Genomic DNA, 25,742 nt, shown 5'->3' on the forward strand with positions numbered 1-25,742 from the left:
AAACATTTTCGATTTTACTCGCAAAAACTTTTCACTCAATGATGGCGTATCTCTCAGCCCTAAGCACATTTTGAACAGCAAAAACGCTGGCAACAAATGAGACAATGGAAAGCTCGACTATTGGTATACCTTTGAAGCCAACTATTGTCTCCTCTGTTGATACGGAGAATTGATACGAGTTTGTGCCCGAGATACTGCAGTAGCCGTAAGGGTCGCATGCCAGGACATCTGTAGTTAGAAAACCCGTTCCAGAGTCGAGCAGGCCATACTGGTCATAGGAGAAACTAGCCCTTAGACTAATATCTACTGGTACCCCGTTAACTGGCCTCCTTGCATTCTTTTGAATAGACACGGTTTTTCCCGCTTCTTCTAATCTGTAGAGAACATTTAATGCCTTCAGCCTGTTGACAACAACCCTTACCCCTGAACTAGCTATAGGGGTAACATCCAGCTTTCCGCTAGGGGATAGTTGCATAATTATGCTCTCGCTCTCACTGGTATTGTCGTGGGTCACGTTAAAGGTCAAAACCTTGCTGATGCCCCCCATTGTTTCAGCGGCAATTGCAGAATAGACAGCTATAACAGCGACTAGGCCTATAAGGAAAGCCACAATATATTTTCCCGTTCTAGAGATCCCCCTCTCGGGGAAAAAGATATTCCTGAAAAACGAATACATGGACGAGTAAAACCTCAGCAGTCCAAGTCTTTCGCTAGAAACCAGCAGAGGCAATAACGCTATGCCTCCAATGAATCCGCCCGCATGGGCAAAAACAGCTACGCCAAGGCTTGCCCCCGGCAGTAGTCCCTGCAGGATCTGGGTGGCAAACCAGAAGATAAGATACGCGGAGGCGCGAGTCGTGAAGCATATAGGGATAATGAAAAAGAAAAAGCACATTGAAAGCCTCGTGCCCGGAAAGAGCAACAAGTAGGCTCCAAGCACTCCGCTTATAGCACCACTGGCTCCCAAGGCTGGGACAAAAGCGGACGAGGCGCCCTCAAGCGGCAGAAAAGCAGTATGAAAGAAGCTCGCCAAAATGCCACTTAGCAGGTATAGCACTAGGTATCTTCGGCTACCCAGCACTGCTTCGACTCCCTTGCCAAACGTGTAGAGGAACAACATGTTGAAGAAAATGTGTGCAAGGTTGGCATGGAGAAACATCGATGTGAACAATCGGTAGAGGTGCTCGGGCTTCGCAAAGTATGCTGGGACAAATGCAAACATTCCAACCCATTTATCGGAAACCTCTAGGAACATGTTCTCGTAGCTTGTAGCAAGATATACAAGCGTGTTGATAATTACGAGGGAAAATGTGACAGGTGCCTTTGCTCTCTGTAGCTCCTCTAAATTTCCCGGAAGAGGTAAACCCATAATATCCAAGCAGAAAGCTTAGAACCTAGCTTATAAATCCTCTTTTTCAACTAACTCTAGCAAGCGCCGTAGCTCGGTCTTACGAACCCCCTTCTTCTCCTCGAGCCACCTCAAATATGCGTCGTCTAGGTTCTTGCTTGGCAAGATATAGTTGAACACGTATTCTATTAGTGCAGAAATTTTCTCTATTGTAGGTTGGTCCATATCCTCGGTTGGCGGATAGGGTAGACCCCACGTGTCAATATTTCTGGCACCCTCTACGCTTCTACTTGCAACAGTAACATAGTTCTCGTCGAGAGGCACTTTCTCCCCCCTGAAAAGTTGCCTCCACTCCTCAAGGTCTATCCGCTTGGACACACGGGCACGAAAAAGCAAAGACAGATACTTGCCGCTCCTCGAAACCAAGTCGAGAGATGAATCACCGTAACACCTCACATCCTTGCCTAGAAGCCTCAGAGACCTAATTAATGGTTCCTCGACCCACAGCCAGCCCCTGGCAAACCCAGGCATAAGGGTCTTAACCTCTTCAACAATGCTGCGCCAGTCAATAATTCCCCTGGCATATGCATTTAGGCTCTTCTCGAGTTCTTTTGGATAAGGTAGATAGACGCCTCTAAACTCTTCACTTAGATCGAGGAGCTTTTCAGCTAAATTTAGTCTTGCAAGTCTCAGCTTAGGAGACAATAAAACGGTAGGCATTTCTTCCTGTAAAGAAATCTTATAACCTTAAACCTTAAAAGGTTTTCCACACTGTTTCTCAGCGTGGAAGAAACATACGAATACGCTATTGTAGCTGTCAGCGCCTTCGTAAAGAAAGAAAACAGCGTTCTACTAGTAAAAAGGGGAAAAGAACCAGGAAAAAACCTATGGGCATTCCCAGGCGGCAGGGTCAGAAAAGGAGAGAGGCTTGTTGAGGCAGTAAAAAGAGAACTATACGAGGAAACCGGAGTAGAAGCCGAGCCGACGGGAATAATAGCCGTCACAGAAGTAATAACAAAGACAAACAACCATGCCAGTTACCACTACGTGATTCTCACATTCGCCTTCAAAGAAGAAACGATACATGGCGACCCAAAGCCAGGAGGAGACGTGGCCGAGGCCCAATGGGTCCCAATACAAAAAGCAATAGAAATGCCAGACGTCGTCTATTCAGTCAAAAGAATACTAGAAAGCCGAAGACTACCATTAATCAACGTGATAACCCTTGAATAGGTCGAATTTATTTTCCAAATACTGTAGCAGAGAAAAATTTTCTTCTGTACCTATACTTTAAGAAAAGATTATATTTGTTCAACTGGAGAGTATTACTTGCAGTTTTTCATATGTTCTAGAGCTATTTCATAGTCTACTGCGAATACCCCTACAGCAAAATCAGATATGCCACCTATCCAGATAAGCTTCTCAGCATATTTAATTAGCCCATCACCAAATACCACACCAGGACGGTCACCATAGAATTCGAACAAATCTCTTCTAGGTGAAAGAATATACTCCGTAATTCCTAACAATTCTCCATCGCTACTAACCAGTGCTAGCCCATTTCTATAAATCATGTCTTGACCAACCCCATGCCAACCGACAAGATATTCGTTGCTCGAGAGCTTTAACGCGTTGGTAGACCAACCCACCTTTTGCTCATAAGACATTGGAAACAATATAGGTTTCATCTCTTTGACGTCCATGCTTAAATCCGATTTGTCGACAAAGCCAAACCACCCTACCTCCAGCCCAGAGTTTTGCATAGGAACAAGAGGCCTTGTCAGAAGAGACGCGTCTCGGTATCCCCAGTCTACAACTGCGCTGTCCTTCCAGAAAGTCTCATATCTCTCGTCTTCAAGTTTAAGAGTTAAATATCCTAATTTACGAAAGTTTCCCTCATTTAGTAACGCAAGTGCTTGTCGTGCCATTACCCCCTCCTGAGAAGGTGAAACACCTGTATAAAGGACCAGGTCTTTACCGCTTGGCAAAGTATAAAGTCTAGGGTCTTCACAACCTCTCAGATCCCAAGGCTCTGTGGGATAGATAATTATATCTGTCTCAATTTCCTTAGGAACAGTTCCTTGGATAAGGTCTTCAATCTTTAAACTAAATTTCCCAATAGATGACGAATACCAATAGTAATCAAAAACCATTCTTGGAAAAACTTCAATAATATTTCCTTTTAAAACAGCTCCCGGATTGAAAACGGCAAGAGGTTTTCGTGGATAATTTCTCACAACAATGTTAGTTGGAAAAATGTAGACGATCCTCTCAAAAACTTCTTTTTCCTTGCCAATCCTTTCGCAACGAGCCTTAATACTTTCTCTTATCTTTTCAAGCAATATCTCTGTAGCTTTATCTTTCCATGTAAGCTTTTTCAGATGCACACTTCATCATTTATATTGTTTGTGATAAATCTTTTTGAGAAAAATTTAAATACTACTAAGAATAGTAAATACTTGACCGAACATGACAACCCCCCAAAAGGGCAAAACTAGAAACACAATAATAGCAATAGCCCTTGTCCTCATCCTTCTCATCGGTGCTGGGCTCTACATATTGATTCCCAAACAACCACAACAACAAGCCCAAGTAGCTGTTATCAGGTTTGCCGGCTGGAGTGCTGGAGAAACAGAAATGAAGAACTACCAAAAAATCATTCAAGACTTCCAAGCAGCCAATCCAAATATCGTCGTAAAATATGAAGTAATCACCCAGATGTTTTCAGAGAATATCCTAGCAAGCTATGCGGCAGGCGCAGCGCCAGACATCTTCTACGTTGACTCGACGTGGGCACCTACTTTTATAAGTAAGGGAGCACTTTATCCTATAGGAGACAAACTTCCCAAAGACTTTATAGACCAATTTTATCCATTCTTACTAGAACCATTTAAAGGACCCGATGGAAAGATCTATGGTCTACCCAAAGACTGGTCTGTACTTTCTCTATTTTACAACAAGAAGCTATTTGCACAAGCAGGCGTTCCAGAACCTACAGACTCCTGGACGTGGGATGACTTATTCAACGCCGCGAAAACAATATACCAGAAAACAGGCAAGCCGGGACTAGTAATTCAGGCAGAGCTTAACAGGTGGGTTCCCTATCTTGTCTCAAATGGAGCACCTCCACCCAGCTTTAATTCTGCAACAGACGCAGCTTACTTTGACAAACCAGAAGTAAGAAACGCTTTGACAACCCTTATCCAAAAGATCCAACAGGGCAGAAAGGAAGGATACATAGTTTTGCCATCTGACGTGAACGCTGGCTGGAACGGTGAAGCATTTGGCAAGCAACTAGCAGCTATGACTATTGAGGGAAGCTGGACTATTCCTTATATAGCTGACCAGTTCCCGGACTTCAAATATGGAACTGACTGGGACATATCACTTCTACCTAAGGGTTCTGCAGGAAGAGCAAGTATGGCCTATACTGTTGCATTAGGAGTAAACGCTAAAACGGAGAACCTGGATGCCGCCCTTAAATTCATTCAATATGTTGAAGGACCTGTAGGACAAAAACTCTTGGTAGTTAAAATGGGACAAACGCTTCCCTCCATTAAGACACTAGCAAATGACCCAGACTTGTGGCCTTCTCACGCAAAAGAACTTAAAATGGTTAACCAGTATACACGTGTAGCTTTATTCTTCTATGGTCCGAAGACTGGGCAAAACGAAGGCGACATAAACCAGCTAATACTGGCGGCGGTCAAAGGAGAAATATCAATCAACGACGCTATAAACCTCATGAAGACAAAAGTAGCAGAATCATTTAAATCCTAGGAAGTCCAAAAACCCTTAATGGGTGCAAAAATAAATGAATTTTTTTGTTAAAAATAAGTCTTCATTGGAATACCTCGCATTTCTCTTACTAACCCTCTACCCCTTAACCTTAAACTTTGTTTTCGGCTACTTTTCCATGATCTTTGCTTTTGCTTTAAGCTTCTTTGAATGGGATATTCTGACACCTATGCGTTTCGTAGGTGTATTCAACTACTATAAGCTAGCCCAAGAGGTTTATAAAGGTATTAATCTTCTCCTTACAAATACCAACCTTTTATATCTTCAGGCCCCATTCACAAACGGCCTCAAAAATATACTACTCTACACCTTACTGGTAGTCCCTACACAGACTGTTCTAGCATTAGTCCTTGCAGTCTTAGCCAACCAAAAACTCCGGGGATCACACTTCTACAGGGTGGCATACTTTTTGCCAGCAACTACTTGCCCAGTTATTGTGTCTCTAATATTTATCTGGCTATTTATGAGGGACGGCTTTATCAATTACTTTGTATCGGCATTGACAGGTGGCTATAGGCCTGACTGGCTTAACGACCCCGCATATCTTTTGCCAGCAATAGCTATTGTAGCTATATGGGGTACAAGTGCACACTTTTCAGTGACTTTTCTCGCTGGACTACAAGCCCTCCCGAAGGAAGTTTATGAAGCTGCCAGGATTGACGGTGCAAACTGGTTTAACCGTTTCATCCATATAACTATTCCTCTATTAAAACCCCTGGTAACATACGTTGTAGTTTTGGGAACAATAGGTGCCCTTCAAATGTTTGACCTTGCATGGGTTATGGCTGGCCAAAGTGGTGGAGCCGGAGGAGCTGGCTACACTGTCGCGCTAGACATCTACAATACAGCATTTATACAGCTACGCTATGGTTATGCTGCTGCAAAGGCTGTGATTCTCTTCTTAATTGTTTTTACCCTAAATTATTTTGTCCAAGAGAAATTGAAATACTATAGGGTGAGTTAGGGATGCTGAGGAGTGAAATTAAAAGATTGCTCCTTACAGGTCTAATTTATACGGTCATGACTTTACTAGCATTAATCTACTTGATGCCATTCATACGATCCATATTTGCCTCTTTTATGACGTGGAAGCAAGCCTCAGCATTCCCGCCTGAATGGATACCAAATCCATTCACACTTGAAAACTACCTTAAACTGTTCAGGCTAACTCTTTTCCCCCGATGGATAATTAACACAGCGCTTGTAAGCGGTCTAATTGTTGCCGCTAATATTATTACCTCGGCTACAGCTGGATATGCTTTCGCATGCCTGAAGTTTCCTAAAAAGAACCTACTATTTAGCGCCTTACTCACATTGTTAATGGTACCACCATTCATCACACTCATACCTAACTATATATTAGTAGTAAAGCTTGGTCTCATTGATAATCTCCTGGGACTTGTTTTACTTGGTTCGGCAAGTGTTTCAGGAATATATTTAATGCGGCAGTATTACTTATCTCTAGGAAAAGAACTTTTCGAGGCTGCTAGGATAGATGGTGCGGGGCCTATAAAGGCATTCATCTATGTAGCATTGCCTCTTTCAAAGCCAGCGTTAGGCGCCCTCGCAATTTACCAGTTCTTGGGTGCCTGGAATTCTTTCCTCGGACCGCTTGTCTTTCTAAGAAGCCCTGAGAACTATACATTGCCCGTCGGACTAAATTTTGCCTTTAGCCGTAACGTGTGGACAGAATATACTCCAATTATAGCTGGAAGCCTGATAGCGAGTTTGCCAACAATTATTCTTTATGTTGCTCTTAACAAGTATATGATCCGTGGGGTTGTTGTCTCAGCTAAGAAGGGGTGATAATATGAGTGTAGAACTAAGAAATATCACTAAAAAATTTGGAGATGTAGTAGCTGTGAAGAATGCCAATTTGAAGATAAATAGGGGCGAGTTTTTTGTATTCCTTGGCCCTTCTGGATCAGGCAAGTCTACACTCCTGCGGATTATCGCTGGACTTGACGATCCTGACGAGGGAGAAGTGCTAATTGACGGCATCCGTGTGAACGAATTAGATCCAAGTCAAAGAGACATAGCCTTTGTATTCCAAAATTATGCCCTCTATCCTCATATGACAGCATACGATAATATAGCTTTTCCACTAAGAATGCGTAAAGTACCAAAAGAACAAATTCATGCGTCAGTCCTAGAGGTCGCAAATATGCTTGGAATTACACACCTACTATCAAAATATCCCTATCAAATGTCTGGCGGAGAACAGCAGAGGGTTGCTCTAGCACGTGCCATTGTACGCCGTCCAAAGGTATTTTTACTAGATGAGCCATTGAGCAATCTTGACGCAAAGCTAAGAGTTAGGCTAAGATTTGAGCTCAGAAAGCTTCTGCATGACCAGCTTCAAACAACAACCATTTACGTTACTCATGATCAAACGGAAGCAATGACGATGGCAGACAGGATTGCAGTAATAAATAAAGGAGAAATCCTTCAAGTAGACTCTCCTAGTCGGCTCTACGAATACCCAGCAAATACTTTTGTAGCAGGCTTCATAGGGACACCTCCAATGAATTTACTTTCGGGAAAAATAAGAGAGCAAACATTGGAAATAGGAAACCTAAAGATTAGAGTCAATCTTCCCGATATAAAATCCCAAGAGGTAATAATCGGTATCAGACCACAGGATCTAGAAATAAACAGGGATAGAGGCATAGAAGTTAAAATTGTTGGTGTAGAGAAGCTGGGCGCAGAATACATTGTTCACGGAGTATTCCCTGATGGCGAAATAACAGTTCACATGGGAAAATACCTACCAGAGCTTTTACACTCAGAGTCAAAAGCTTTCGTCAAACCAGTAGGACCAATATATCTATTCGACAAAGCTACCGAACAACTCATAACTGTTATTAAAGAGTACACACTTATGTAGTTTCAATTGTTATTTCAAATCCTTCAATATCCTCTAGATACGCATCTATTCCTCCAACGGTAACCTTTTTTCCATCCTCAGTAACGATAATAAGTGTTCCAATGCCTTTAAAACTATTCTCATAAACCTGCTGTGGAACTCCTCTTATATATGCACTTTCTCCACTCTTTATCCACCTACCCTTAACTGTAACAATTGCTTTTCTATTCATCTCTTCAAGCAATTTAAGATGATCAAGGGCTCGAGTCAAATGATGATACGTTCTCTTTCTCACTTTATCAAATTTGCTGGAAACAATTTTTGCCCCAGCTCTTAAATAACTTAAATAGTAAACAGCAAAAATCTTCATTAAATTCATATCAGTTACCCTATATGCGACAGGATCCTGAGTTCCCCAATTAACAACGGCCGTAACCATCGAGAAATCTGTTATCACAAATTGTGGAGCACGTGTGGGTCTAACTCTTACTTCGTCAAACAACTCAACGAGCCCATTGTAGTTCTCGTCGTATAGGACGAGGCAAGAAGCTATATTCTCTAACTTTGCCTCAGAAACGTATCTTTTTACAAACTCCGAAAAACCAGAAACCAGAATCTCGTTTCTTGCACTCTTCAAACTTGATATAACTAAGTTTTCTACGGCATCTGGTCCAGTAGCCGTCCAAACACCAGGTTCCTCAGAAGTGCGTCCTATCATGGAACTTTGTTCGACAATTTCCTGAATAGAAAGAAGTTCTTCTTGGTATCTCTTTTCAACTAATTTTCTGAGAGCTATTCCTGGATCAACAATTGTAAATCTTCTAGGTCTACCCTCGCTAGTAACTATCAGTCCCTTAGCTTCCAGTGATTTGGTAACATCATAAATTCTAGGCTGTGGGATTTCACCTTTCTTTGCTAATTCTGTTGCAGTGAGGGAGCCATGAATAAGCAAAGCTATATAGGCGCGTGCCTCGTAGTTTGTTAAACCAATTTTTTCAGCTAGTCTTACAAGTTCCTCTATAGCCACCTTTATCTCAGAAAAACAAAGCTTTCTCTATTTAAATAATTAATCATTGTTTCTAAAATTATTCTTCGAGCTCTTTGACTTCTTTCTTTCCCTTCTCTAGTTCTTTTACTTGTTCAGGATCTAGTTTCTCGAGGAGAGTCAAGAATTCTCCAACATGTGTTTTTTCCTCCCGAGCTATGTCCTCAAAAACCTTTTTAGCGAGGGGGTCATCCGTCGCGCTTGAAAGCTGGAGATAGAGGTTTATAGCATCTAGCTCAGCAATAATCGATAGCCTTACTGCTTGAACCAGCTCTTCGCGAGATAGCTTCTTTCCAGAAGGAATCTCGATAGGGTTTTTTGCCAACATAGCAAATTAATTTTTAATTAACGTAATATAAAAGTGTTTGGATGCTTAGAACTATAATTCAACCCTAACGTTTTGTCCCTTTATGGTTACGTTGAAGGCCATTTTTACATTTGAGATTTTTTTAGGATCCAAGGTTGGCCTTTCGTTTTTAATGTGTATTCCCGCTAGACCAAAAAGTATGGCTGTCCAGACTCCTGCAGCAGATCCTACATGGAAACCATCTTCCACATTTCCGTAAAGATTTCCTAGATCCGCAGATGCAGCTAATTTTAATAGCTTAAATGACTCTTCTGTTCTCCCGAGATATGCAAGGACAGCAGCATACATTGGAAGTGAAAGGGAAGATGCGTGGGTTGTTCGGGGAAAATAATAATCAAAATTCTGTGCAATAATTTCCTTATTGAATTTCTCTTTGAGAAGGAACATGCCAGCCAGAACATCGGCCTGTTTTATGAGTCTAGTTTTTGGAATGTTTTCTCTTATTTTCTCTGGAAGACATTTCTCTCCAATACAACCTTCGGGGACCTTAAAATCGGGTAGCTGAAGATAACCCTCGAACTCTTCACATATGCCATTTGTCAGACATGGCAGGTAGATTTTTTGAGAAATTCTACGCCAATTTTGAACTTCTTCTTCGCTAGTAAGACCCTCAGCAATTTTTCTCCAGTTATTTTTCTGCCTCGACAATTCAAAATATTTTACTCCAAGTTCTAGGTTGTGCTTAGCCAGCAAATTAGTATAGAAATTATTGTTGACATGCACATGGTATTCATCTGGACCAATGACATCCTCTATTACATAGGCATTTTTTTCTTGGTCATATTTGACTCGAGAGCTCCAAAACCTAGCAGTTTCAAAAATAATCTTAAGTCCACATTCCTCCATGAATTGCTCGTCCCCTGTAAACGTATAATACAAATCTACAGCATAAGCCACATCCGCTGTTATGTGTTGTTCTAATTCGCCAGTCTCTATCAGCACAGTCTTTGAACCAGTAAGATCTAAGGGAACAATGCGGGGTGTAGCCTCATAGCCGTCATCTGCACTCTCCCATGGAAATCTCGCACCTTTAAAATTGCTCTTAGTAGCATACTCTTTTGCTGCCTGAAGACACTTACATCTGTATTTTAGCATGGCTTTTGCAGCCGAGGGCTTAAAGAAGAGGTAAAAAGGAAGGGAATAAATGTCTGCGTCCCAAAATACATGCCCCCTATAACCATATCCATGCAGGCCTCTGGCAGGCAAAAGAAAAACATCTGATTCATCGTCATACATCTGTAAAAGATGAAATGTGTTAAAATAGAGGTAACGTGCAAAGTCTATGTCTCCCTCGATGACTAAGCCTATTTGTTTCCATTCTTTTTGCCAAGCAGTGGTATGGGTTTCTAGTAGTTCTTGGTACGTTTTTTTCTTCGCGATCTCAGAATATTTATTCAGGGTACTTTTTTCTTTTGCTACAATTACCTTTTTGGCAACTTTAATCGCCTGGTTAGGATCCACATCTATGCATCCCAGGAAACCTATTTCATTCTCGTCGCTATATGGCCGTAGCTGTAAATCATTAGATTCAGCAAACATTTTGAAGTAAACATCATATATTTCGTCCTCTGTACGCACATGAAGGTATGAATCATTAAAACTGTCGCTCTCTACAATTTTAAACAGCTTAACATGCACTTGGGGGGGAACCGACTTATTGCTTACCGAGAGCTCGATAGGGAGTCTTATGCATACCCTTCCAGCAAAGTTAATTGGTCTAAAACGGAACTCTTCAGCAAAGATTCCCTTGAAAGTTTTATGCACAATTCTTGAACTTTCATATTTTAGTTTTCCAATGCTAGACTCTAGAATTGATTCGTAATAGACGATACCGTTCAATGTATCTAGTTTTATAATCGTCTCACCACTTATAGGTCTGAAGGGCTCACCATCAATGGTTAAATATATGGGAGTTATTCTTGGAAGGTTCACTAGCTCCCTATAAAAGATAGGTGTATAGCAATAAACCCCTGAAACAAAGGTTCCAAATTCTGACTTTGATACTTCTGGGTCTCCACGTACACTGATAAAACCATTTGAAAGGGTGGCAAGTGTAGCTATTTCTTTTAAGCTTCTTTCTTTACTAGAAAACTCGTATGTTATCATATCTTGCACCCCACCTTATTAAGAAACTCTTGAAGAGGTATATTGGAGAAATCCTCAATAACGGCATCAGCTCCATAGTTTAAAAGTTCCCGGTGAAAACAACCTATAGCCTTTTGATTGAGTGATTTAGCTGCTAAAATTCCTGAGGGAGCATCATCAAAGAACAAAATACACTCCATATCTTCATGAAATATTTCTTTCAGTTTTTCAATTGCATTTTTAAATACTTCTTTCTTTGTCGCTCCAGAACCACTCACATCGATATCGAAGAGCACCGCCAACTCAAGACCACTTTTTTTGCGCTCTACCTCTATAAGCCGATGGACATTTCTCGATGCCGAAGCTAGAACCTGTATTATTCCTTCTTGCCTTGCTCGCTGTATAAACCTTATAACGTCTGTTCTTAATTGATACTCGCCTCTCTCTATTAGTTCCAAGTATATGTTAGTTTTAAGTGAAGCAAGGGTCTCCACTTCAGTTTGACTTGGTGATCTATTTGCTAGTTTGCTCAAAATATTCCATGCACCCTCGAGACGAGGCTTGCCAGATACATATTCATGGTAGAAGTTGCTGGTAAAACCAGTTATGCCTAGTCTTTCACATGCTATTCTCCATGCTTTTTCATGTGGTGTTTCGACGATGACTCCGTCGAAGTCCCATACAAACCCCAGCATACACTAAATACTACTTGAAATAGTAAATAAATCTTTCCAACAAACATAAAAAGATGTTAATTTGTTCGAGATGAAGCTTCCAGCAAAAACGCAGATGCCCCTTAATCAGTTCTTCTTCATTGTATTCTCCTCGAAAATAAATATAAAGACCATCCACATAATGATAGCGAATGATGAATTTGCCGAGTATTGAGATATGATAGACCATTCATGAACTGACATGTTTCTTCACAAGAGACGATAATACTTGGCTAGGCGATACTTTGATATATCCATGTTTAGACTAACCAAATGTATGTGTACACAAGAGTCCCGCTGTAGAGAGTTCTTGCTTTCGAGGAGAAGTATAAGGCGTTTCAGGGAGGATCCTGTTCCAGACGAACTCATAGAGAAGGCTTTGGACATCGCCCGTTTTGCGCCAAGTGCACACAATAATCAGCCCTGGGTTTTCGTAGTCGTCAAGGATAAGGAAAAACTCCGAAAACTAGCCGAGATACACAGGTGGTCGAAACCTATCCTAGGCTCGCAGGTAGCGATAATTGTTTTCTCGGACTCAAAGATTTCTCCTAGGTCCCACCTTGTCGACGGCTCTATTGTAGCAACGTATCTATGGCTCGCCCTACACTGTGTTGGCCTCTCCACTGTTTGGATATACACATTGGAACAGGCAGAACAAATTAGAAATATCGTCAATGCCCCAGAACACCTCATGCCAGTAGCTATTTTCCCCGTAGGCTTTCCAGCAGAATCCCCGCCGCCGCGTCCAAGAAAACAGCTAAGCGAGATAGTCAAAATTGACAGCTTCTAGGCGTCTTGAGAATAGTCACGAGCATTTTCCGAGAGCCAGTCTGCTTTAATTTTTTCATAAAACCTCAACACGTGCGAAGCAAGCTTGACTACTTCTTCCTGTGGAACGTCTTTTGCCTTTGGACACCGTGGGTCTACATGCACCCATAGCTTGGGGCTATAGATGAGAGGATACAGCCTGCAGGCCTCTGGCCTCATCTCATAAATTTTACATGTGTTCGTAGCTGTGTCGAGAAACATGCAGTGTCCATCTATGTTTCGAAGTATGGGGACACCTAGCCGAAACTCTATGAATTCTTGAGCTTTGAACCCTAGGTTCTCTATCTTCTTAATGTCTTCCCGTGTGAGAGGAACAACTGCTTTATAGCAACATGCTCCACAAAGCTTCCCATTTATCTTGCAATCGACTCTGAGTTCTGGCTTCTCTATAGTCATAGACATGTTTCCATGGTTTTCAGGGTCTAAATCCGAGTAGCTGTTCCACGGCTGTCCCGAAGAGGTAGCCTACTATTACTACGAGAAATATTATTCCAGTGTTTTCGAGAAAGTCCTTCTTGAAGGATCCTCCTAGAATAGTTGTACTGAAGAAGGTGAATCCAGCCAAGACTAGGAGAGCAAAGAGAATCGAGAGGGCGAGGGCCGTTGGCACAGAGAGGCCCATGAAGAAGGGAGAGGTAAGGAGCACAACGGTAGCCATGTACATCAAGCCGGTAACCGTAGCAGATTTACCGGGGCTCTTTCCCCTCTCCTGTTTAGCCTGGAGATAAGCCGCTGCAGCCATAGACATCGAGGCGCTTATGCCCACGATGAGTCCAGAGATGCCCGTATAGATGGGCGAAGCTGTATATCCCAGGAAGCCTGCATGAACGCCTGACAGCTCGATAATTGCGTCGCTCATTCCCAGGGCTATCGAGCCCAGGTGTCTAACAGCGAATTCGTCTATCTGGCTTGCGAGGGCGCCCTCATGGTACTTTTCTTCCTCTATAATTTTTTCCAGAATCTTCTTGTCGTTGTCAGAAAGTGAGGGCTCCTTTAGAATCTTCTTGTACTCCTCAACTACGTCAGATTCGTGTCTCTCCAGAAACTTAATGATGAATGTTTTTCCCAGGAGCCTCGACATAAAGAGGTAGATTCGGAGCCTTGCCTTTTCATAGCCAGTGAGCTCAATTCTTCCGGCAAACTTAGACCAAAACTCGTAGTGCATGTATTCCTGTTTCGAGAGCTCCTCGAGAATCTCTCTGTTTCTTTGATTCTTTTCATGCTTGGAAAGCTCGCCATAAAGAAGAGAATCAAAGAGTTCGTCACGAGCATAAGCACGAAAGTCCGGCATATAGGTCTTAAAATTAATAATAAAACTTGGAAGCTTTAACCTTTTCTCTGCTTCTCGAAAACAGCTATTGCCTCGTTCCAGGTTGGAATCTCATGTGAGCCCAGTCTCGTAACTTTGAGTCCCGCAACAATGGTTGCAAACCTCACGGCCTCCCTGAGCTCAAACTTCTTGAGGCCCATTATTAGGCCTGCGGCGAATGCGTCGCCTGCTCCAGTCGTGTCAACAACTGTCTCAGGCCTGTAGCCTGGGACCTCGAACACTTCTCTCTTTGTTGCCACATATACGCCTCTGGCGCCTCTCTTGATAATTACCATTCCTACTCCTTCTTTCAAGAGGGTCTCTGCTGCTTCCTCGATAGACTCTGTCCCCGTCATGGCTTTTGCCTCTATCTCGTTGGGGAGAACGATGTCTGCATACCTGATAACTGGTCTTAGGGCTTCTAGCCCTAGACGGGCCTGCCTCCTGCCGGGGTCCCAGGAAATCCTTACGCCAAGCTCCTTCGCTATCTTTGCTATAGAGGAAGCCGTATCGACACGTAGACTAGCGATGTGGAGATGCTCGGTCTCTCGTAGAACCTTTGTATTCACTTCTTCAGGAGTCAAGGTTTCTGCAACGCCCTTGTCGCCATACATGATTATTTGTCCGCTTGAGTCTATGATTACCAGGGTAAATCCTGTCTTCCCGTTTAGTGCGTCTATCCTTACATTGGAAATGTCTACGCCCTCCCGGACGAGGTCTTCCAAAGCGTTTTTCCCAAAGTCGTCGAAGCCAACCTTGCCTATAACTGCGCTTTTTCCACCAAGCCTCCTGATACCTATAGCCACATTAGCCGCGCTACCGCCGACTCCGTGGCTCTGGCTCTTGATTGCGCCCTCCTTGTCCGGAGTAGCAAACGCGTCTACACAGAACCTGAGGTCAAGCAGAATGTGTCCAAGCGTCACTACGTCGAATCTAGATTTTTCTGCCTGCATTATTGCTCAGCCATCTTTAGTGCTTCTTCAGGTGAATAACCCTCGTGGACAACTGCCATAATTGCTTTTGCAGCGCCCCTCGGGTTCTCGTGCTGGAATATGTTGCGCCCCACGACCACTCCCTGTGCACCGGCATCCATCACGCTTTTGACGACATAGAGAAAGTCTAGGAGAGTTTTTGCCTTTGCCCCTCCACTCATCAGCACTGGAACGCCTGCCGCAACCTCCACTACGCGCCTGAAGGACTCTGTGCTTCCAGTATAATAGGTCTTGATTAGGTCGGCCCCACTCTCAATGGCTGCCCTGACGCCATACCTGACAACCTCGACGTCATACATGTTCTTTATCGCTGGACCACGCGGATAAGACAACTGGAGAGCCGGCAAACCGTATCTCTCTGCCTCCCTCTTAACCTCAAACCACATCTTCAGCATCTGGTCCTCAAAATTGCTTCCCCAATACACAGTGGCGGCGACAGCTTCGGCTCCTAAAGCCACAACGTCCTCCACGAAGCCGAACGGGCTTTGGAGAAGCTTTTCCTGTTCGGGTCTAAGACTGGTCTTGCTTGTTACCTTAACGATTAGCGGGACCTTACCTGCCCAAACTTCGTGGGTCAGGTTAGCCATGCCCGGCAAAAGCATAATTGCGTCAACAACGTCAACTACTTTCGAGAGGATCTTCCTAGGGTCGATGGTTTCTCCAGGAAAGTCTGCGGGACCGTGCTCCACGCCGTGGTCAAAAGCAAATATAACGGCTTTGCCATCCCTCAATATTCGTTGAAGCCTAACCTTTTTCCCTATATACCCATAACCCATACTATTTCAATTTTATTTACATCTTGAGACATACAAATAGTATTTGTAATCACGTCTGGTAATCATTTTGTAGGAATAGATAAATAATAAAAAATAATAGCTCGAGCACACTTAAAACACACGTGAAGGTCGCATCATCTAATGAAATAAGGCTTCTAGACAAAGAGGCAGTCGAAAAATACGGCATATCCCACGAAATCCTTATGGAAAACGCTGGGGCCGCAGTGGCCCGCCTCATACTACACACAGCCTCAGAAGAAGACACAGTCGCGGTCATTGCTGGCCCCGGAAACAACGGAGGAGACGGGCTGGTATGTGCAAGGCACCTGGCAAGCCATGGGATGGACGTACATGTCTATCTAGTTGCAGACCCTGAAAGGCTCTCAGAGCTAGTCAAGAAAAACTTGGATCGGGTAGCCCTGGCTAATATCCCAGTAGAAAAAGTTACGGAGAAAAACGTGGAAGAACTACAAGATGTTCTCCCATTCTACGACGTTATAGTCGACGCCCTTTTTGGTACAGGCCTTACACGGCCACTTGAAGGAGTCTACAAGGAGGCAGTAGAAGCGATAAACGATTCTGGCTCGCTAGTTGTTAGCGTGGATATCCCTTCAGGTATAAATTCGGATACAGGGGAAGTAATGGGGACAGCGGTAAAAGCAGACTTTACTGTCACCTTTGGTCTTCCAAAGATAGGTCTCCTGCTCTACCCGGGCGCAGAATATGCAGGCGAAATCCTAGTTTCACACATTTCTTATCCAAGGAGCCTAATCGAAGACGACAGAATAAAGGTAGAGACAAACGACCCACTGTACCCCCCACCTAGACAGCCAGACACTCATAAGGGAGACTATGGCAAGGCACTTTTCATCGCCGGCTCCAAAAGGTACTACGGCGCCCCAATGCTGGCGTCCAGATCATTCCTCAAGGCTGGCGGCGGCTACTCTAGACTAGCAACAGTAAGTAGCATAGTTCCTTTCCTGGCAATCAGAGCCCCAGAAGTAGTCTACGAAGAGCTTGAAGAGACCAGTTCGGGGACAATATCTTACAGGAATCTGGAAAAAATCCTAAAGCTCACAGAAGCCTCAGACATAGTTGCGATAGGCCCAGGCATAGGGCTAGACGATGAAACAGCCAGGCTCGTCCTCGAACTCATTCCGAGGATCAATAAGCCCCTAATCATTGACGGAGACGGCTTGACAATCCTAGCCAGAGACACAACAATCCTCTCCACACGTAAATACCCCACCGTTATTACTCCGCATCCTGGAGAAATGTCTCGGCTAACGGGAAAACCAATAGAGGAAATCAAAAAGTCTAGGCTAAAAACAGCACTAGAGGTAGCCCAGAAACTCGGCTCCTACGTTGTCCTTAAAGGCGCACACACAGTCATTGCCACGCCTGAGGGCAAGGCATACATTAATCTAACAGGAAACCCCGGAATGGCCACCGCTGGAAGCGGCGACGTCCTCGTAGGCGCAATAGCCGGCATGTACGGTATCGGCTACGGCTTCGAGGAAGCAGTAAGAATGGGCGTCTTCGTCCACGGCTTAGCAGGTGATCTAGCTGCCGAAAGCATCGGAATGGACGGCTTAACTGCTGTTTCAATTATGAATTTCCTGCCGAGAGCGATGAAGGAGCTAAGGGAAAACTTTGAAAGAATATACAACGAGAATTCATTGCCTGTTCTGGTGTAGCCACTTCACCCTTTCATATCTATGCTCAAAGAACACATAAATACAGGCCAAACATATGGATAAAACTATGTCTGAGGAGTTGCCAGAGAAGCCATTGCTTGACCACGTGATGGATTTCCTAGAAATGGTTAGGAGAATACTAATCTACATAGTGGCGTTTCTTATTTTGCTGGTTTTTCTGCCCGCCCCCTGGATGTTGCCGAACTCCTATGATCCATTAATTTTTGCATTCATGAATATTACTAACCACTATATGCTCGACTTTCAGCACAATATCTTTAGCAGGCCATTCGCAATCCTGTTTGGTGTTAATGGTTCTAGGGTTGTTCTTATTAGTCATGGGTGGTTTGATTCTCTTACTGCTGCTATTTTGCTTGCTGTTCTTTTGGCGGTTACTGTTCTTAGCCCTGTGATTGCTTGGGAGGTTTATAGGTTTGTTGAGCCCGGCCTGTATAGCCACGAGAAGAGGATAGTCAAGCGCTATATGGTTTTTGCACTCGCCCTGTTTGTCTCGGGGGTCATATATGGCTACACAGTAGTAATGCCAATAATTTTCAGTGTAGCTGTATGGCTCGCTACCCTAGGTGGTGCAAGCCTGTTCTTCTCTATCCAGGAATTTTACGAAAACATACTTCTAGGCTCCCTATCTACTGGGGTCTTCTTCATGTTTCCATTGGTAATATTAATCCTCAACAAAATGGGTATAGTAAGCTATGAGACGCTCAACAAGAATTGGAGGTACATTGTCTTTATTGGCTATGTTTTTCTGGCCCTAGTAACTCCCGACCCAACACCATTCAGCGATCTTGCTTTAGGCATACCCTTTGTCGGACTATACTTTCTCTCAATGTGGCTAGTAAAAAGGTCGGAGAAGAAACAAAAACACTAAACCTAGGAAATTCTATGAGTCGACAGTTCAATAAGGCTGTGGATCCACAATGATAAACGAGTTTTCATATCTAACGAGGCAAGAAGTCTTAAGAGAAATGTCTAGTTTTCTGGCTGGTAGATGGATTGCCGTACATTGCAAGAGAAAAATGAAGGACGGAAGACCATTGCTCGTCAGGTACTGGAAAACGGTACCGCTCAAGGCATCTAGCCCAGCAGAACTATTAGCACTAATTGACAGGCTGAGGCCTCTACAGCCCAGAGCCTTCTACGGGACAGCCAATATATACTCCAGGCTTGAAACAAGGGAGGACGCGCTCAACTACGAGGAAAACGTGACAAAGAGGACGGTTACATGGGACATTGACTCTACGCCGGAACACTGGAGAGCCACAGTCGAAGCAGCAAGGACAATTGTAGACTTCCTGGAAAAATGGGGTGTCTCGAAGAGTGTCTGGCTAAAGTGGAGCGGGAGGGGTATGCATGTACATATACATGAAAATGCCGTCTCGCAAAGCATTCTTGAAAAACATGGAGTCATGGATGTAACTTGGTCTCTCGCCCAATTCGTCCTAGAAAACATTAAAGAAAAAGTCGCACAGATCAACACCATGTATGGCTCCAAGATAAAGGTAGAGAATCTCATGGATCCACAGAGAGTCTTTACTGCACCGCTAAGCCTGCACAGGAGCCTAGACGTTGCATGCATAGCACTGAAGCCAGGAGACCTAGATTCGTTCAGGCCGGAGTGGACCAACCCAGACAACCCGGTACACAACCGCGACTGGCGCATATTTGTAGAGGGAGAAGCTGACACCTTAGCTGAGGAAGCTGTGAAAAGAATAGGAGGCTACTTGAAAAGATCCATAAAGCAACAACTAGTAGCAGAAACAGTAACAGCTCCCCCTGTCTTCGAGAACCCCTCAGGACTCCCTTTGGAAATAAAGCTTAGGTTCAACGAGTTTCCAGGGAGCCTTAAGGGCAGAAAGCTATACCTAGACCCCATGAAGGCTGTCCGGTTGCTTGAAGACGTTCTTAGCCACTATGTTCTAGGGAATATTTCACGCGAAGAAGCAATAAGCTTCCTCGAGGCCACGAGAAAAGTTACATTAAAGGCTCAGGGATACTCCCAAAGAGACGTGGAGATACTTGAAAAGCTCTACGAGCAGGCAATATATTGGCTTAGAAGCTACTCAAAGGAAGAAATAGAGAGAATTCTCAAGAACCATAAGAGCAACTAAGTAAAGCCCGCTGTCGGCAAGACCGGGAGGCCTCACCTATCGGGAGGTAGCCAACCTCCTCATCCTTGCAAACAAGAATATCATGGAAGATTATAAAAACATTTTCTTACCAATATCTGCTAGTCAAGGTGTCTAACACTTATGTCTGAGGAGTTGCCAGAGAAGCCATTGCTTGACCACGTGATGGATTTCCTAGAAATGTTACGGAGAATACTAATCTACATAGTTTCCTTCCTAATCCTCCTTCTCTTCCTGCCTACACCATGGCTCCTTCCAAAAACATATTACCCATTTCTCTTCTACTGCATGAACCTAACCAACCACTACATGTTGAACTTTAACGAGAACATTTTCAGTAGGAATTTCGCCACAATGTTTGGTGTTAATGGTTCTAGGGTTGTTCTTATTAGTCATGGGTGGTTTGATTCTCTTACTGCTGCTATTTTGCTTGCTGTTCTTTTGGCGGTTACTGTTCTTAGCCCTGTGATTGCTTGGGAGGTTTATAGGTTTGTTGAGCCCGGCCTGTATAGCCACGAGAAGAGGATAGTCAAGCGCTATATGGTTTTTGCACTCGCCCTGTTCGTCTCTGGCGTCATATATGGCTACACAGTAGTAATGCCAATAGTGTTCGTCGTTGCCGTTTGGCTTGCCACTCTTGGTGGCGCCAGCCTATTCTTCTCCATACAAGACTTCTACCAGAATATTCTCATAGGGTCACTAGCTACAGGCGTATTCTTCATGTTTCCCCTAGGAATTTTGGCCTTGAATAAGGCCGGAATCATAAGCTATGAGACGCTACACAATAACTGGAGATACGTAATTTTCGCGATTTTTGCAGTACTTGCAATGATAACTCCTGACCCCACCCTTATCAGCGACATTGTGCTGGGTCTACCCTTTATTGTCCTATACTTCTTCACGATGTGGCTAGTAAAGAGATCAGAAAAAGGCAAAAAGAAAGTCTAAAATTTACTGAGAAGTGTCCAGCTCCTTCTCGAGTAAAAACTCTGTCTTCTGGGTCTTGAAGCCTGCTGAAGCAAGCTCCTCTATTATCACCTGCTTTGAAGAATCAATAGGCACCTCAAGCTCCTCGGCTCCTAGCTCCAATCCAACGTCTCTGAAGCCCTTAAGCAAGGCCTTCAAAGCCTCGAGAGAGTTGTATGATGAGAGTGCCACATACTCTGCAAAAAGTCTCTTGTCCTCGACGGAGAACTCTGAGACGCCCCTCACGCGGCCAGACTTGTATACAGTAAGGGTGTGTTCGCCCATTCGGTACTTCTTGTAAATCATTCTGTCGACAGGCTCTGTCAGCTCGCTCCACATAGTCGTAGGCTTATACTTGTGTGGGTTGCTCCTAAGCGGCGTCTTCCTCCAGACAACCCTGTACCCCTCTGGAGCCTTCTCAGGTAGAGAACTAATTTTAACAGACATGAAGAGTATCAAGCCACGGATATTGTATCCCTTCCTCAGGTAGAAGTCTAACGCCCTCAAATTGTTGTCCTTCACACTCAACAAAATCCTTTCAACCCCCTTGTTCGCCATAATTTCCTCTAATGCCGTGAGGAGCCTTCCACCAATACCTAGACTCCTATACTCTGGATGGACAGCCAGGCTGTCAACGTACACATTTTCCCGGTACTTGTATGCAATAACAAACCCCACAATCCTGTCGCCTTGCTCAGCTACAAGAACAAACCTACGCTTCGACCGCACAGACAAAAGCGCCTTGAACCAATCATAGTCCTCCTCGTCGAGCCCCTCCAAGCTGAGCAAGTGTATCCTAAATATGTCTTCCAGGTCACGGAGAGTGGCCGAACGAATCAATATAGAAGAACCACTCTCTTCAATGTCTTTACTTATGGAGCTTTGTAGTCAAGTCATTCTATCAAACCCACCGTTCAAAACATCCTTAGCAAGTAGCTTTATAAATCTTTCTATTCATTCCAAGCAATTTATTCATTTGGATAGGCGCGCTCTGTGGCTGGGGCTGGGAGCTACGGCGCATACAGTAAGCTGACATTGTCAACCCTGATGTCTACCTGGTTCAGATTACCCCCTGCATTGAGTAGAGCCTTAATTCTTAGTGTGTACGTTCCTGGAGCTAGTCTTATAGATAGCTGGGCGGTGAAGGTGTCTTCACTTGGCTCGTTACGTTTCTGCCAGCTTATAGTTTGGCTCCAGAGAATTGTGGAGCCGCTCTCAATGGATACGACGAGTTGCAGTGAGTTAGCTTGTCCCGGTGGGTGTGCATCCATGTAGTAGTAGAGTTGTAGCTGGGTGAGTGTTGTCGTGCTGGACACGGTGAAGGTTTGGCTGATGCTTGCACTTATATCCCGTGGGTTAGTGAGGTTTATGCGGGCTAGCTGTAGGCTTGTGTCTATCCTCCACGGGCTTTGAAGAGTCCAGTATGCACTGCCCTGGGAGAAGTCCCCATTCTTGATAAGCTCACCATAAACTGAGACCATGAACGTTTTCTCGTCGTCCACCCGCGTAGTATTCAGGTTTAGTGCCTGTATCTTCCACGTGTAGGTACCAGTGCTTGCAGGCAGAGTTACTGTGAGTGTTGCTGTGGCTGTCTGGCCGGCTGGTATTGATAGGGTCCTGCTGTTCACAGTGTTGCCGTATTGGTCGATCACTGTTAGGACGGCGCTCCCGCGGGCATTCCCAGTATTCTGCACTGTTACAACAAGCCTCTGCTTAGACCCCACTGGTCCAGCAATACTACTATTATAAGACACGATACTGAAAACCGGTAGATACGTGACGACACTAACCTGAACCGTTTTCTCGTCGTCTTGGTTCCCAGTGGCACTGTTTATAGCTACTATTCTCCACTGGTAGTTGCCAGAAGCAGGTGGCAAAACAACACTCAGAGATACATCTGTCCTCTGCCCAGGAGAAAGACTAACCGACGCCGAACTAGCAACATTACCACTAGAATCCAAGACCCTTACAACAGCCACACCACTAGCACCACCATCATTAACAAGGCCAACAACAAGCCTCTCGCTAGAGGAAGGAGCACCGAGAATGGTAGAATTGTATGAAACGATTGAAAAAAGAGGAAACTGTAGCGGTTGCTGAGATACCGAGGATATGTCTAATACATAAGTTGCTATGGATATGCCGCTAGTGGATAAGACGCGTAAAGCGTATTTCCCAGCCTGGATCCCTGTGGGCAGGGACACATTTACCGTCTCTAGCTGGCCTGGCTTCAGGGTCAAAGGACCCACGTCAACTATATATTTGGATAATCCCGTTGCAGGGTCATCTAGAGATACTTTGTCTATCTTTATCTCCTCGTTGCCGATATTCCTTATATATAGTGTCAATCTGTTAGATGAAACTGATACTGCCTCTATCTTTAAGAGTACACTTACACTACCTCTACTTTCTGTACGCAGACTTGGGAGCCAGAACCAGATTAGCACGACAGCTACTGTGGCAATAAAAATTAATAGCAAGGTAGCTATAATTGGTGAAATACCCTTATTCACATTTGCTACTATTAAAATAATTAACCTTCCCAAATAAAAATCTATCTCATATTTATGACGTGCTAGCCGCTACTTGGCTCATTTGGACGCTATACCCCACTCTAAAAGAGCCTTATGTATCATTTCGCCGCTTATCCCAGCTATAATTATAGCCATGAATCTACCCAAGCTTCTAACAAAGTTTTTCCCGGCCTTTTCTAGGAGCAACTCTCCCGAGCTAAGCGTCACGAAAACTAGCACAGTGGCGATTACTACTCCCAGCATCGTCGTTGCAAAGCCCTCCGATACGCTGAGGACTATCAGGGTGGTAATTGTTCCTGGACCGACGAGGAGGGGTGTAGCTATCGGGACAATGAGTGCCTCGTCCATGCTTTCTAGGCTCTTTGTCCTGCTCATTCCCGAGAGCATATCAACTGCTATAACCATGAGCAGGATTCCTCCACCAAACCTGAGGGAAGCTATGCTAACATTTAGCAGTTTAAGCAGTGGATCTCCCAGGAAACAGAAAATAGTCATCAGCAATAAGACGATTAGCGAAGCCTTCCTCACAGCGTGTCTCTTCTGGTCTTGGCTCCAGGCCTCTGTGAGACTTGCAAAGGTAGGTATAACACTTAAGGGGTTAAGAACGGCATAGAGCTGTATCGAGACAAGAAACCCTTTTATGAAAAAATTAGCCAGGTCTGTAACCATTAGCAAGCACCTCGATAATTTTGATTATTAGGTAAACTTTATTAGCTTTTATGTTCTCCCAAAGTCTTCGTGGATCCTCAATACAAGAAATATCTATGGAGTGCTCTATCGATAACAACTCTAGGCGCCTTCATGGCTGGCCTAGACGCCAGAATAGTAGTTGTCGGACTCGACGTAATAATATCATCTCTAAAGGCCGACCTAGAGCAGGGTCTATGGTTCACACAGGCATACATGCTTGGAAGCACATTAATGCTATTGCTAGCGGGGAAACTCGCAGACCTATATGGGAGGGTAAAACTATACGCCTATGGGTTCGTATTATTCACGATTGGCTCAGCCCTCTCGGGGCTATCCCTCACCCCCACACATCTAATTCTTTCAAGGTTTTTCCAGGGCATAGGCTCAGGGATCCTGACAACCCTCAGCGCCGCCATAATAACAGACGTTGCTGCAGGTGGGCCTCTAGCCTTCGCCTTAAGCATAAACGCATTAGCTTTCCGGATAGGCTCAATTCTAGGCCTAACGGCCAGCGGGCTTCTTATTTACTTCTTCGGGTGGAGAAGCATCTTCTACGTAAATGTCCCCGTAGGCTTGGTTGGCTTCTATTTAACGCTCAAGAGGCTAAAAGAAGTATATAAGCCAAGCGAGAAGCCGATAATAGACTGGCTTGGTTTCTCTCTAATAACCCTTTCCTTGCTGTCCCTCCTTCTTGCCTTGACGATCTATGCTTATGGACTCGCCTATAAGAGTCTAACAGAGCTTCTAGCAGTTATATCTCTGCTTTCATTCCTAGGCTTTGTAGTCGTGGAGCTTAAGTCAAGGTATCCCCTCCTAGACTTGTCACTCTTCAAGATTTGGAGCTTTACAGGCGGTATAATCGCACAACTACTCAACGCTGTTGCTTTCGGAGCAGTAATGTTGCTACTAACTCTCTACCTGGAAATCGTTTTGGGCATGGACCCCCTCACAGCCGGGATACACCTTTTACCATTCGAGCTGTCATTCCTCGTCTTCGGTCTTATTAGTGGAAGGCTCTCAGACAAATACGGCTACACTAGATTCGCCCTAGCTGGGCTTATTGTAGGAAGCTTCGCACAGTTCCTTCTGGCAGGCATAACAAAAGAAACACCATTAAACGTGGTGTTATTCTACTCCATGATTCTGGCAATGGGAAACGGTCTCTTCATGTCGCCAAACACAAGCTCAATAATGGCTTCTGTGCCGCCAAATAGGAGGGGAATAGCATCAGCGATACGTAGCGTAATCTTCAACGTGGGAATGACGATAAGCCTCAATATCTCTGTCCTCCTCATAGCCTCGAAAATACCCTACAGCTTGGTAACACAGCTACTAATCGGCGCCGAAACAATGACTGGAGACGCAGAGGTAAGCAGAGGACTCTTAGCTGAGTCCATAGGCTATGCATTTAAGGTCCTGGGCATCATTAATCTTTCAGCAGCTGTCTTCTCGATAACAAGGCTAAAAACGCCTCAAAACACCGAACAAATCAAACAACTATATGAGACAAGCATTGAATAATCATGTTTTTGGATACATAGCTGGTCTTCCCGTTTATTGCTCTTATAGGTCACCTCATTT

General features: G+C 44.2%; 25 protein-coding genes. 11 read left to right on the forward strand and 14 right to left on the reverse strand.

All coding sequences use genetic code 11. From position 1 onward, the window contains the following. Positions 1-31 precede the first annotated feature (31 nt). Both N186_RS07215 and N186_RS07220 read right to left on the reverse strand, forming a co-directional pair. The gene (locus N186_RS07215; protein ID WP_020963131.1) at positions 32-1,369 is read right to left on the reverse strand and encodes a rhomboid family intramembrane serine protease; all 1,338 of its coding nucleotides are present in this window, start codon (positions 1,367-1,369) and stop codon (positions 32-34) included. A gap of 30 nt (positions 1,370-1,399) precedes the next feature. Continuing rightward, positions 1,400-2,068, reverse strand: a complete 669-nt coding sequence (locus N186_RS07220) for a hypothetical protein (protein WP_052885556.1) — start codon at positions 2,066-2,068, stop codon at positions 1,400-1,402. A gap of 63 nt (positions 2,069-2,131) precedes the next feature. On the opposite strand from N186_RS07220, the gene N186_RS07225 reads away from it, so the two are divergent. Then, on the forward strand, positions 2,132-2,581 hold the full coding sequence (locus N186_RS07225) for an NUDIX hydrolase (protein WP_020963133.1): 450 nt from the start codon (positions 2,132-2,134) through the stop codon (positions 2,579-2,581). Positions 2,582-2,673: 92 nt separating this feature from the next. Here the strand turns inward: N186_RS07225 and N186_RS07230 are convergent, their stop codons facing one another. Beyond that, a complete protein-coding gene (locus N186_RS07230; RefSeq protein WP_020963134.1) occupies positions 2,674-3,735 on the reverse strand; it encodes a glycoside hydrolase family 130 protein in 1,062 nt (353 codons plus the stop codon). A gap of 82 nt (positions 3,736-3,817) precedes the next feature. On the opposite strand from N186_RS07230, the gene N186_RS07235 reads away from it, so the two are divergent. The 4 genes from N186_RS07235 to N186_RS07250 are packed head-to-tail and all read left to right on the forward strand — an operon-like array spanning position 3,818 to position 8,033. Then, positions 3,818-5,128 (forward strand): extracellular solute-binding protein, encoded by a 1,311-nt coding sequence (locus tag N186_RS07235; protein WP_020963135.1) that lies wholly within the window; start codon positions 3,818-3,820, stop codon positions 5,126-5,128. Between the two features lie 34 nt (positions 5,129-5,162). Further along, positions 5,163-6,110, forward strand: a complete 948-nt coding sequence (locus N186_RS07240) for a carbohydrate ABC transporter permease (RefSeq protein ID WP_052885557.1) — start codon at positions 5,163-5,165, stop codon at positions 6,108-6,110. A 2-nt stretch (positions 6,111-6,112) separates the two neighbouring features. Next, entirely contained in the window at positions 6,113-6,952 is an 840-nt protein-coding gene (locus N186_RS07245; protein ID WP_052885558.1) for a carbohydrate ABC transporter permease, read from the forward strand. A gap of 4 nt (positions 6,953-6,956) precedes the next feature. Continuing rightward, positions 6,957-8,033, forward strand: coding sequence for an ABC transporter ATP-binding protein (locus N186_RS07250; RefSeq protein ID WP_020963138.1), 1,077 nt, complete (start codon positions 6,957-6,959; stop codon positions 8,031-8,033). On the opposite strand, the gene N186_RS07255 is transcribed toward N186_RS07250, so the two are convergent. The 4 genes from N186_RS07255 to N186_RS07270 are packed head-to-tail and all read right to left on the reverse strand — an operon-like array spanning position 8,026 to position 12,204. Then, complete coding sequence (locus tag N186_RS07255) at positions 8,026-9,039, reverse strand: TrmB family transcriptional regulator (protein ID WP_020963139.1); 1,014 nt, start codon at positions 9,037-9,039, stop codon at positions 8,026-8,028. The genes N186_RS07250 and N186_RS07255 overlap by 8 nt on opposite strands. Before the next feature lie 58 nt (positions 9,040-9,097). Next, on the reverse strand, positions 9,098-9,385 hold the full coding sequence (locus N186_RS07260; RefSeq protein ID WP_020963140.1) for a ferritin family protein: 288 nt from the start codon (positions 9,383-9,385) through the stop codon (positions 9,098-9,100). Between the two features lie 51 nt (positions 9,386-9,436). Further along, positions 9,437-11,530, reverse strand: coding sequence for a glycoside hydrolase family 65 protein (locus N186_RS07265; RefSeq protein WP_020963141.1), 2,094 nt, complete (start codon positions 11,528-11,530; stop codon positions 9,437-9,439). Further along, positions 11,527-12,204 (reverse strand): HAD family hydrolase, encoded by a 678-nt coding sequence (locus N186_RS07270; RefSeq protein ID WP_020963142.1) that lies wholly within the window; start codon positions 12,202-12,204, stop codon positions 11,527-11,529. The genes N186_RS07265 and N186_RS07270 overlap by 4 nt, the downstream gene beginning before the upstream one ends. Positions 12,205-12,499: 295 nt before the next feature. Here N186_RS07270 and N186_RS07275 point away from each other — a divergent pair, with 295 nt between their 5' ends. Continuing rightward, entirely contained in the window at positions 12,500-13,012 is a 513-nt protein-coding gene (locus tag N186_RS07275) for a nitroreductase family protein (protein WP_020963144.1), read from the forward strand. Here N186_RS07275 and N186_RS07280 read toward each other — a convergent pair. The 4 genes from N186_RS07280 to fba are packed head-to-tail and all read right to left on the reverse strand — an operon-like array spanning position 13,009 to position 16,127. After that, a complete protein-coding gene (locus N186_RS07280) occupies positions 13,009-13,446 on the reverse strand; it encodes a YkgJ family cysteine cluster protein (protein WP_020963145.1) in 438 nt (145 codons plus the stop codon). The genes N186_RS07275 and N186_RS07280 overlap by 4 nt on opposite strands. Positions 13,447-13,465: 19 nt before the next feature. After that, on the reverse strand, positions 13,466-14,341 hold the full coding sequence (locus tag N186_RS07285) for a VIT1/CCC1 transporter family protein (protein ID WP_020963146.1): 876 nt from the start codon (positions 14,339-14,341) through the stop codon (positions 13,466-13,468). 35 nt (positions 14,342-14,376) lie between these two features. Then, positions 14,377-15,312, reverse strand: a complete 936-nt coding sequence (locus N186_RS07290) for a carbohydrate kinase family protein (RefSeq protein ID WP_020963147.1) — start codon at positions 15,310-15,312, stop codon at positions 14,377-14,379. Then, positions 15,312-16,127 (reverse strand): class I fructose-bisphosphate aldolase, encoded by an 816-nt coding sequence (gene fba, locus N186_RS07295; RefSeq protein WP_020963148.1) that lies wholly within the window; start codon positions 16,125-16,127, stop codon positions 15,312-15,314. The genes N186_RS07290 and fba overlap by 1 nt, the downstream gene beginning before the upstream one ends. Before the next feature lie 122 nt (positions 16,128-16,249). Between fba and N186_RS07300 the strand changes: the two genes are divergently transcribed. From N186_RS07300 to tatC (N186_RS07315), 4 genes are all read left to right on the forward strand, one after another. Further along, a complete protein-coding gene (locus N186_RS07300; protein WP_020963149.1) occupies positions 16,250-17,824 on the forward strand; it encodes an NAD(P)H-hydrate dehydratase in 1,575 nt (524 codons plus the stop codon). 67 nt (positions 17,825-17,891) lie between these two features. Continuing rightward, entirely contained in the window at positions 17,892-18,713 is an 822-nt protein-coding gene (gene tatC, locus N186_RS07305) for a twin-arginine translocase subunit TatC (protein WP_187147009.1), read from the forward strand. A gap of 49 nt (positions 18,714-18,762) precedes the next feature. Next, positions 18,763-19,953 (forward strand): bifunctional DNA primase/polymerase, encoded by a 1,191-nt coding sequence (locus N186_RS07310; RefSeq protein ID WP_020963151.1) that lies wholly within the window; start codon positions 18,763-18,765, stop codon positions 19,951-19,953. A gap of 141 nt (positions 19,954-20,094) precedes the next feature. Beyond that, positions 20,095-20,919 carry a twin-arginine translocase subunit TatC gene (tatC, locus tag N186_RS07315; RefSeq protein WP_020963152.1) on the forward strand — a complete coding sequence of 275 codons (825 nt, stop codon included), beginning with the start codon at positions 20,095-20,097 and terminating at the stop codon, positions 20,917-20,919. Between the two features lie 3 nt (positions 20,920-20,922). Here the strand turns inward: tatC (N186_RS07315) and N186_RS07320 are convergent, their stop codons facing one another. From N186_RS07320 to N186_RS07330, 3 genes are all read right to left on the reverse strand, one after another. Further along, positions 20,923-21,777 carry a GNAT family N-acetyltransferase gene (locus N186_RS07320; RefSeq protein ID WP_187147010.1) on the reverse strand — a complete coding sequence of 285 codons (855 nt, stop codon included), beginning with the start codon at positions 21,775-21,777 and terminating at the stop codon, positions 20,923-20,925. A gap of 170 nt (positions 21,778-21,947) precedes the next feature. Continuing rightward, the gene (locus N186_RS07325) at positions 21,948-23,450 is read right to left on the reverse strand and encodes a COG1470 family protein (protein ID WP_020963154.1); all 1,503 of its coding nucleotides are present in this window, start codon (positions 23,448-23,450) and stop codon (positions 21,948-21,950) included. A 78-nt stretch (positions 23,451-23,528) separates the two neighbouring features. After that, positions 23,529-24,140, reverse strand: coding sequence for a MarC family protein (locus tag N186_RS07330; protein WP_020963155.1), 612 nt, complete (start codon positions 24,138-24,140; stop codon positions 23,529-23,531). A gap of 69 nt (positions 24,141-24,209) precedes the next feature. Here N186_RS07330 and N186_RS07335 point away from each other — a divergent pair, with 69 nt between their 5' ends. Continuing rightward, positions 24,210-25,682, forward strand: a complete 1,473-nt coding sequence (locus tag N186_RS07335) for an MFS transporter (RefSeq protein WP_020963156.1) — start codon at positions 24,210-24,212, stop codon at positions 25,680-25,682. Positions 25,683-25,742: the final 60 nt, after the last annotated feature.

Origin of the sequence: Thermofilum adornatum (assembly GCF_000446015.1) — an archaeon.
Classification (GTDB): Archaea; Thermoproteota; Thermoprotei; order Thermofilales; family Thermofilaceae; genus Thermofilum; species Thermofilum adornatum.

Coding starts and splice junctions, on each gene's coding strand:
- N186_RS07260 (WP_020963140.1), bottom strand. CDS start 9,385: ATGTTGGCAAAAAACCCTATCGAGATTCCTTCTGGAAAGAAGCTATCT.
- N186_RS07330 (WP_020963155.1), bottom strand. CDS start 24,140: ATGGTTACAGACCTGGCTAATTTTTTCATAAAAGGGTTTCTTGTCTCG.
- tatC (WP_020963152.1), top strand. CDS start 20,095: ATGTCTGAGGAGTTGCCAGAGAAGCCATTGCTTGACCACGTGATGGAT.
- N186_RS07310 (WP_020963151.1), top strand. CDS start 18,763: ATGATAAACGAGTTTTCATATCTAACGAGGCAAGAAGTCTTAAGAGAA.
- N186_RS07290 (WP_020963147.1), bottom strand. CDS start 15,312: ATGCAGGCAGAAAAATCTAGATTCGACGTAGTGACGCTTGGACACATT.
- N186_RS07285 (WP_020963146.1), bottom strand. CDS start 14,341: ATGCCGGACTTTCGTGCTTATGCTCGTGACGAACTCTTTGATTCTCTT.
- N186_RS07245 (WP_052885558.1), top strand. CDS start 6,113: ATGCTGAGGAGTGAAATTAAAAGATTGCTCCTTACAGGTCTAATTTAT.
- N186_RS07250 (WP_020963138.1), top strand. CDS start 6,957: ATGAGTGTAGAACTAAGAAATATCACTAAAAAATTTGGAGATGTAGTA.
- N186_RS07270 (WP_020963142.1), bottom strand. CDS start 12,204: ATGCTGGGGTTTGTATGGGACTTCGACGGAGTCATCGTCGAAACACCA.
- N186_RS07265 (WP_020963141.1), bottom strand. CDS start 11,530: ATGATAACATACGAGTTTTCTAGTAAAGAAAGAAGCTTAAAAGAAATA.
- fba (WP_020963148.1), bottom strand. CDS start 16,127: ATGGGTTATGGGTATATAGGGAAAAAGGTTAGGCTTCAACGAATATTG.
- N186_RS07220 (WP_052885556.1), bottom strand. CDS start 2,068: ATGCCTACCGTTTTATTGTCTCCTAAGCTGAGACTTGCAAGACTAAAT.
- N186_RS07275 (WP_020963144.1), top strand. CDS start 12,500: ATGTGTACACAAGAGTCCCGCTGTAGAGAGTTCTTGCTTTCGAGGAGA.
- N186_RS07235 (WP_020963135.1), top strand. CDS start 3,818: ATGACAACCCCCCAAAAGGGCAAAACTAGAAACACAATAATAGCAATA.
- N186_RS07280 (WP_020963145.1), bottom strand. CDS start 13,446: ATGACTATAGAGAAGCCAGAACTCAGAGTCGATTGCAAGATAAATGGG.
- tatC (WP_187147009.1), top strand. CDS start 17,892: ATGTCTGAGGAGTTGCCAGAGAAGCCATTGCTTGACCACGTGATGGAT.
- N186_RS07215 (WP_020963131.1), bottom strand. CDS start 1,369: ATGGGTTTACCTCTTCCGGGAAATTTAGAGGAGCTACAGAGAGCAAAG.
- N186_RS07240 (WP_052885557.1), top strand. CDS start 5,163: ATGAATTTTTTTGTTAAAAATAAGTCTTCATTGGAATACCTCGCATTT.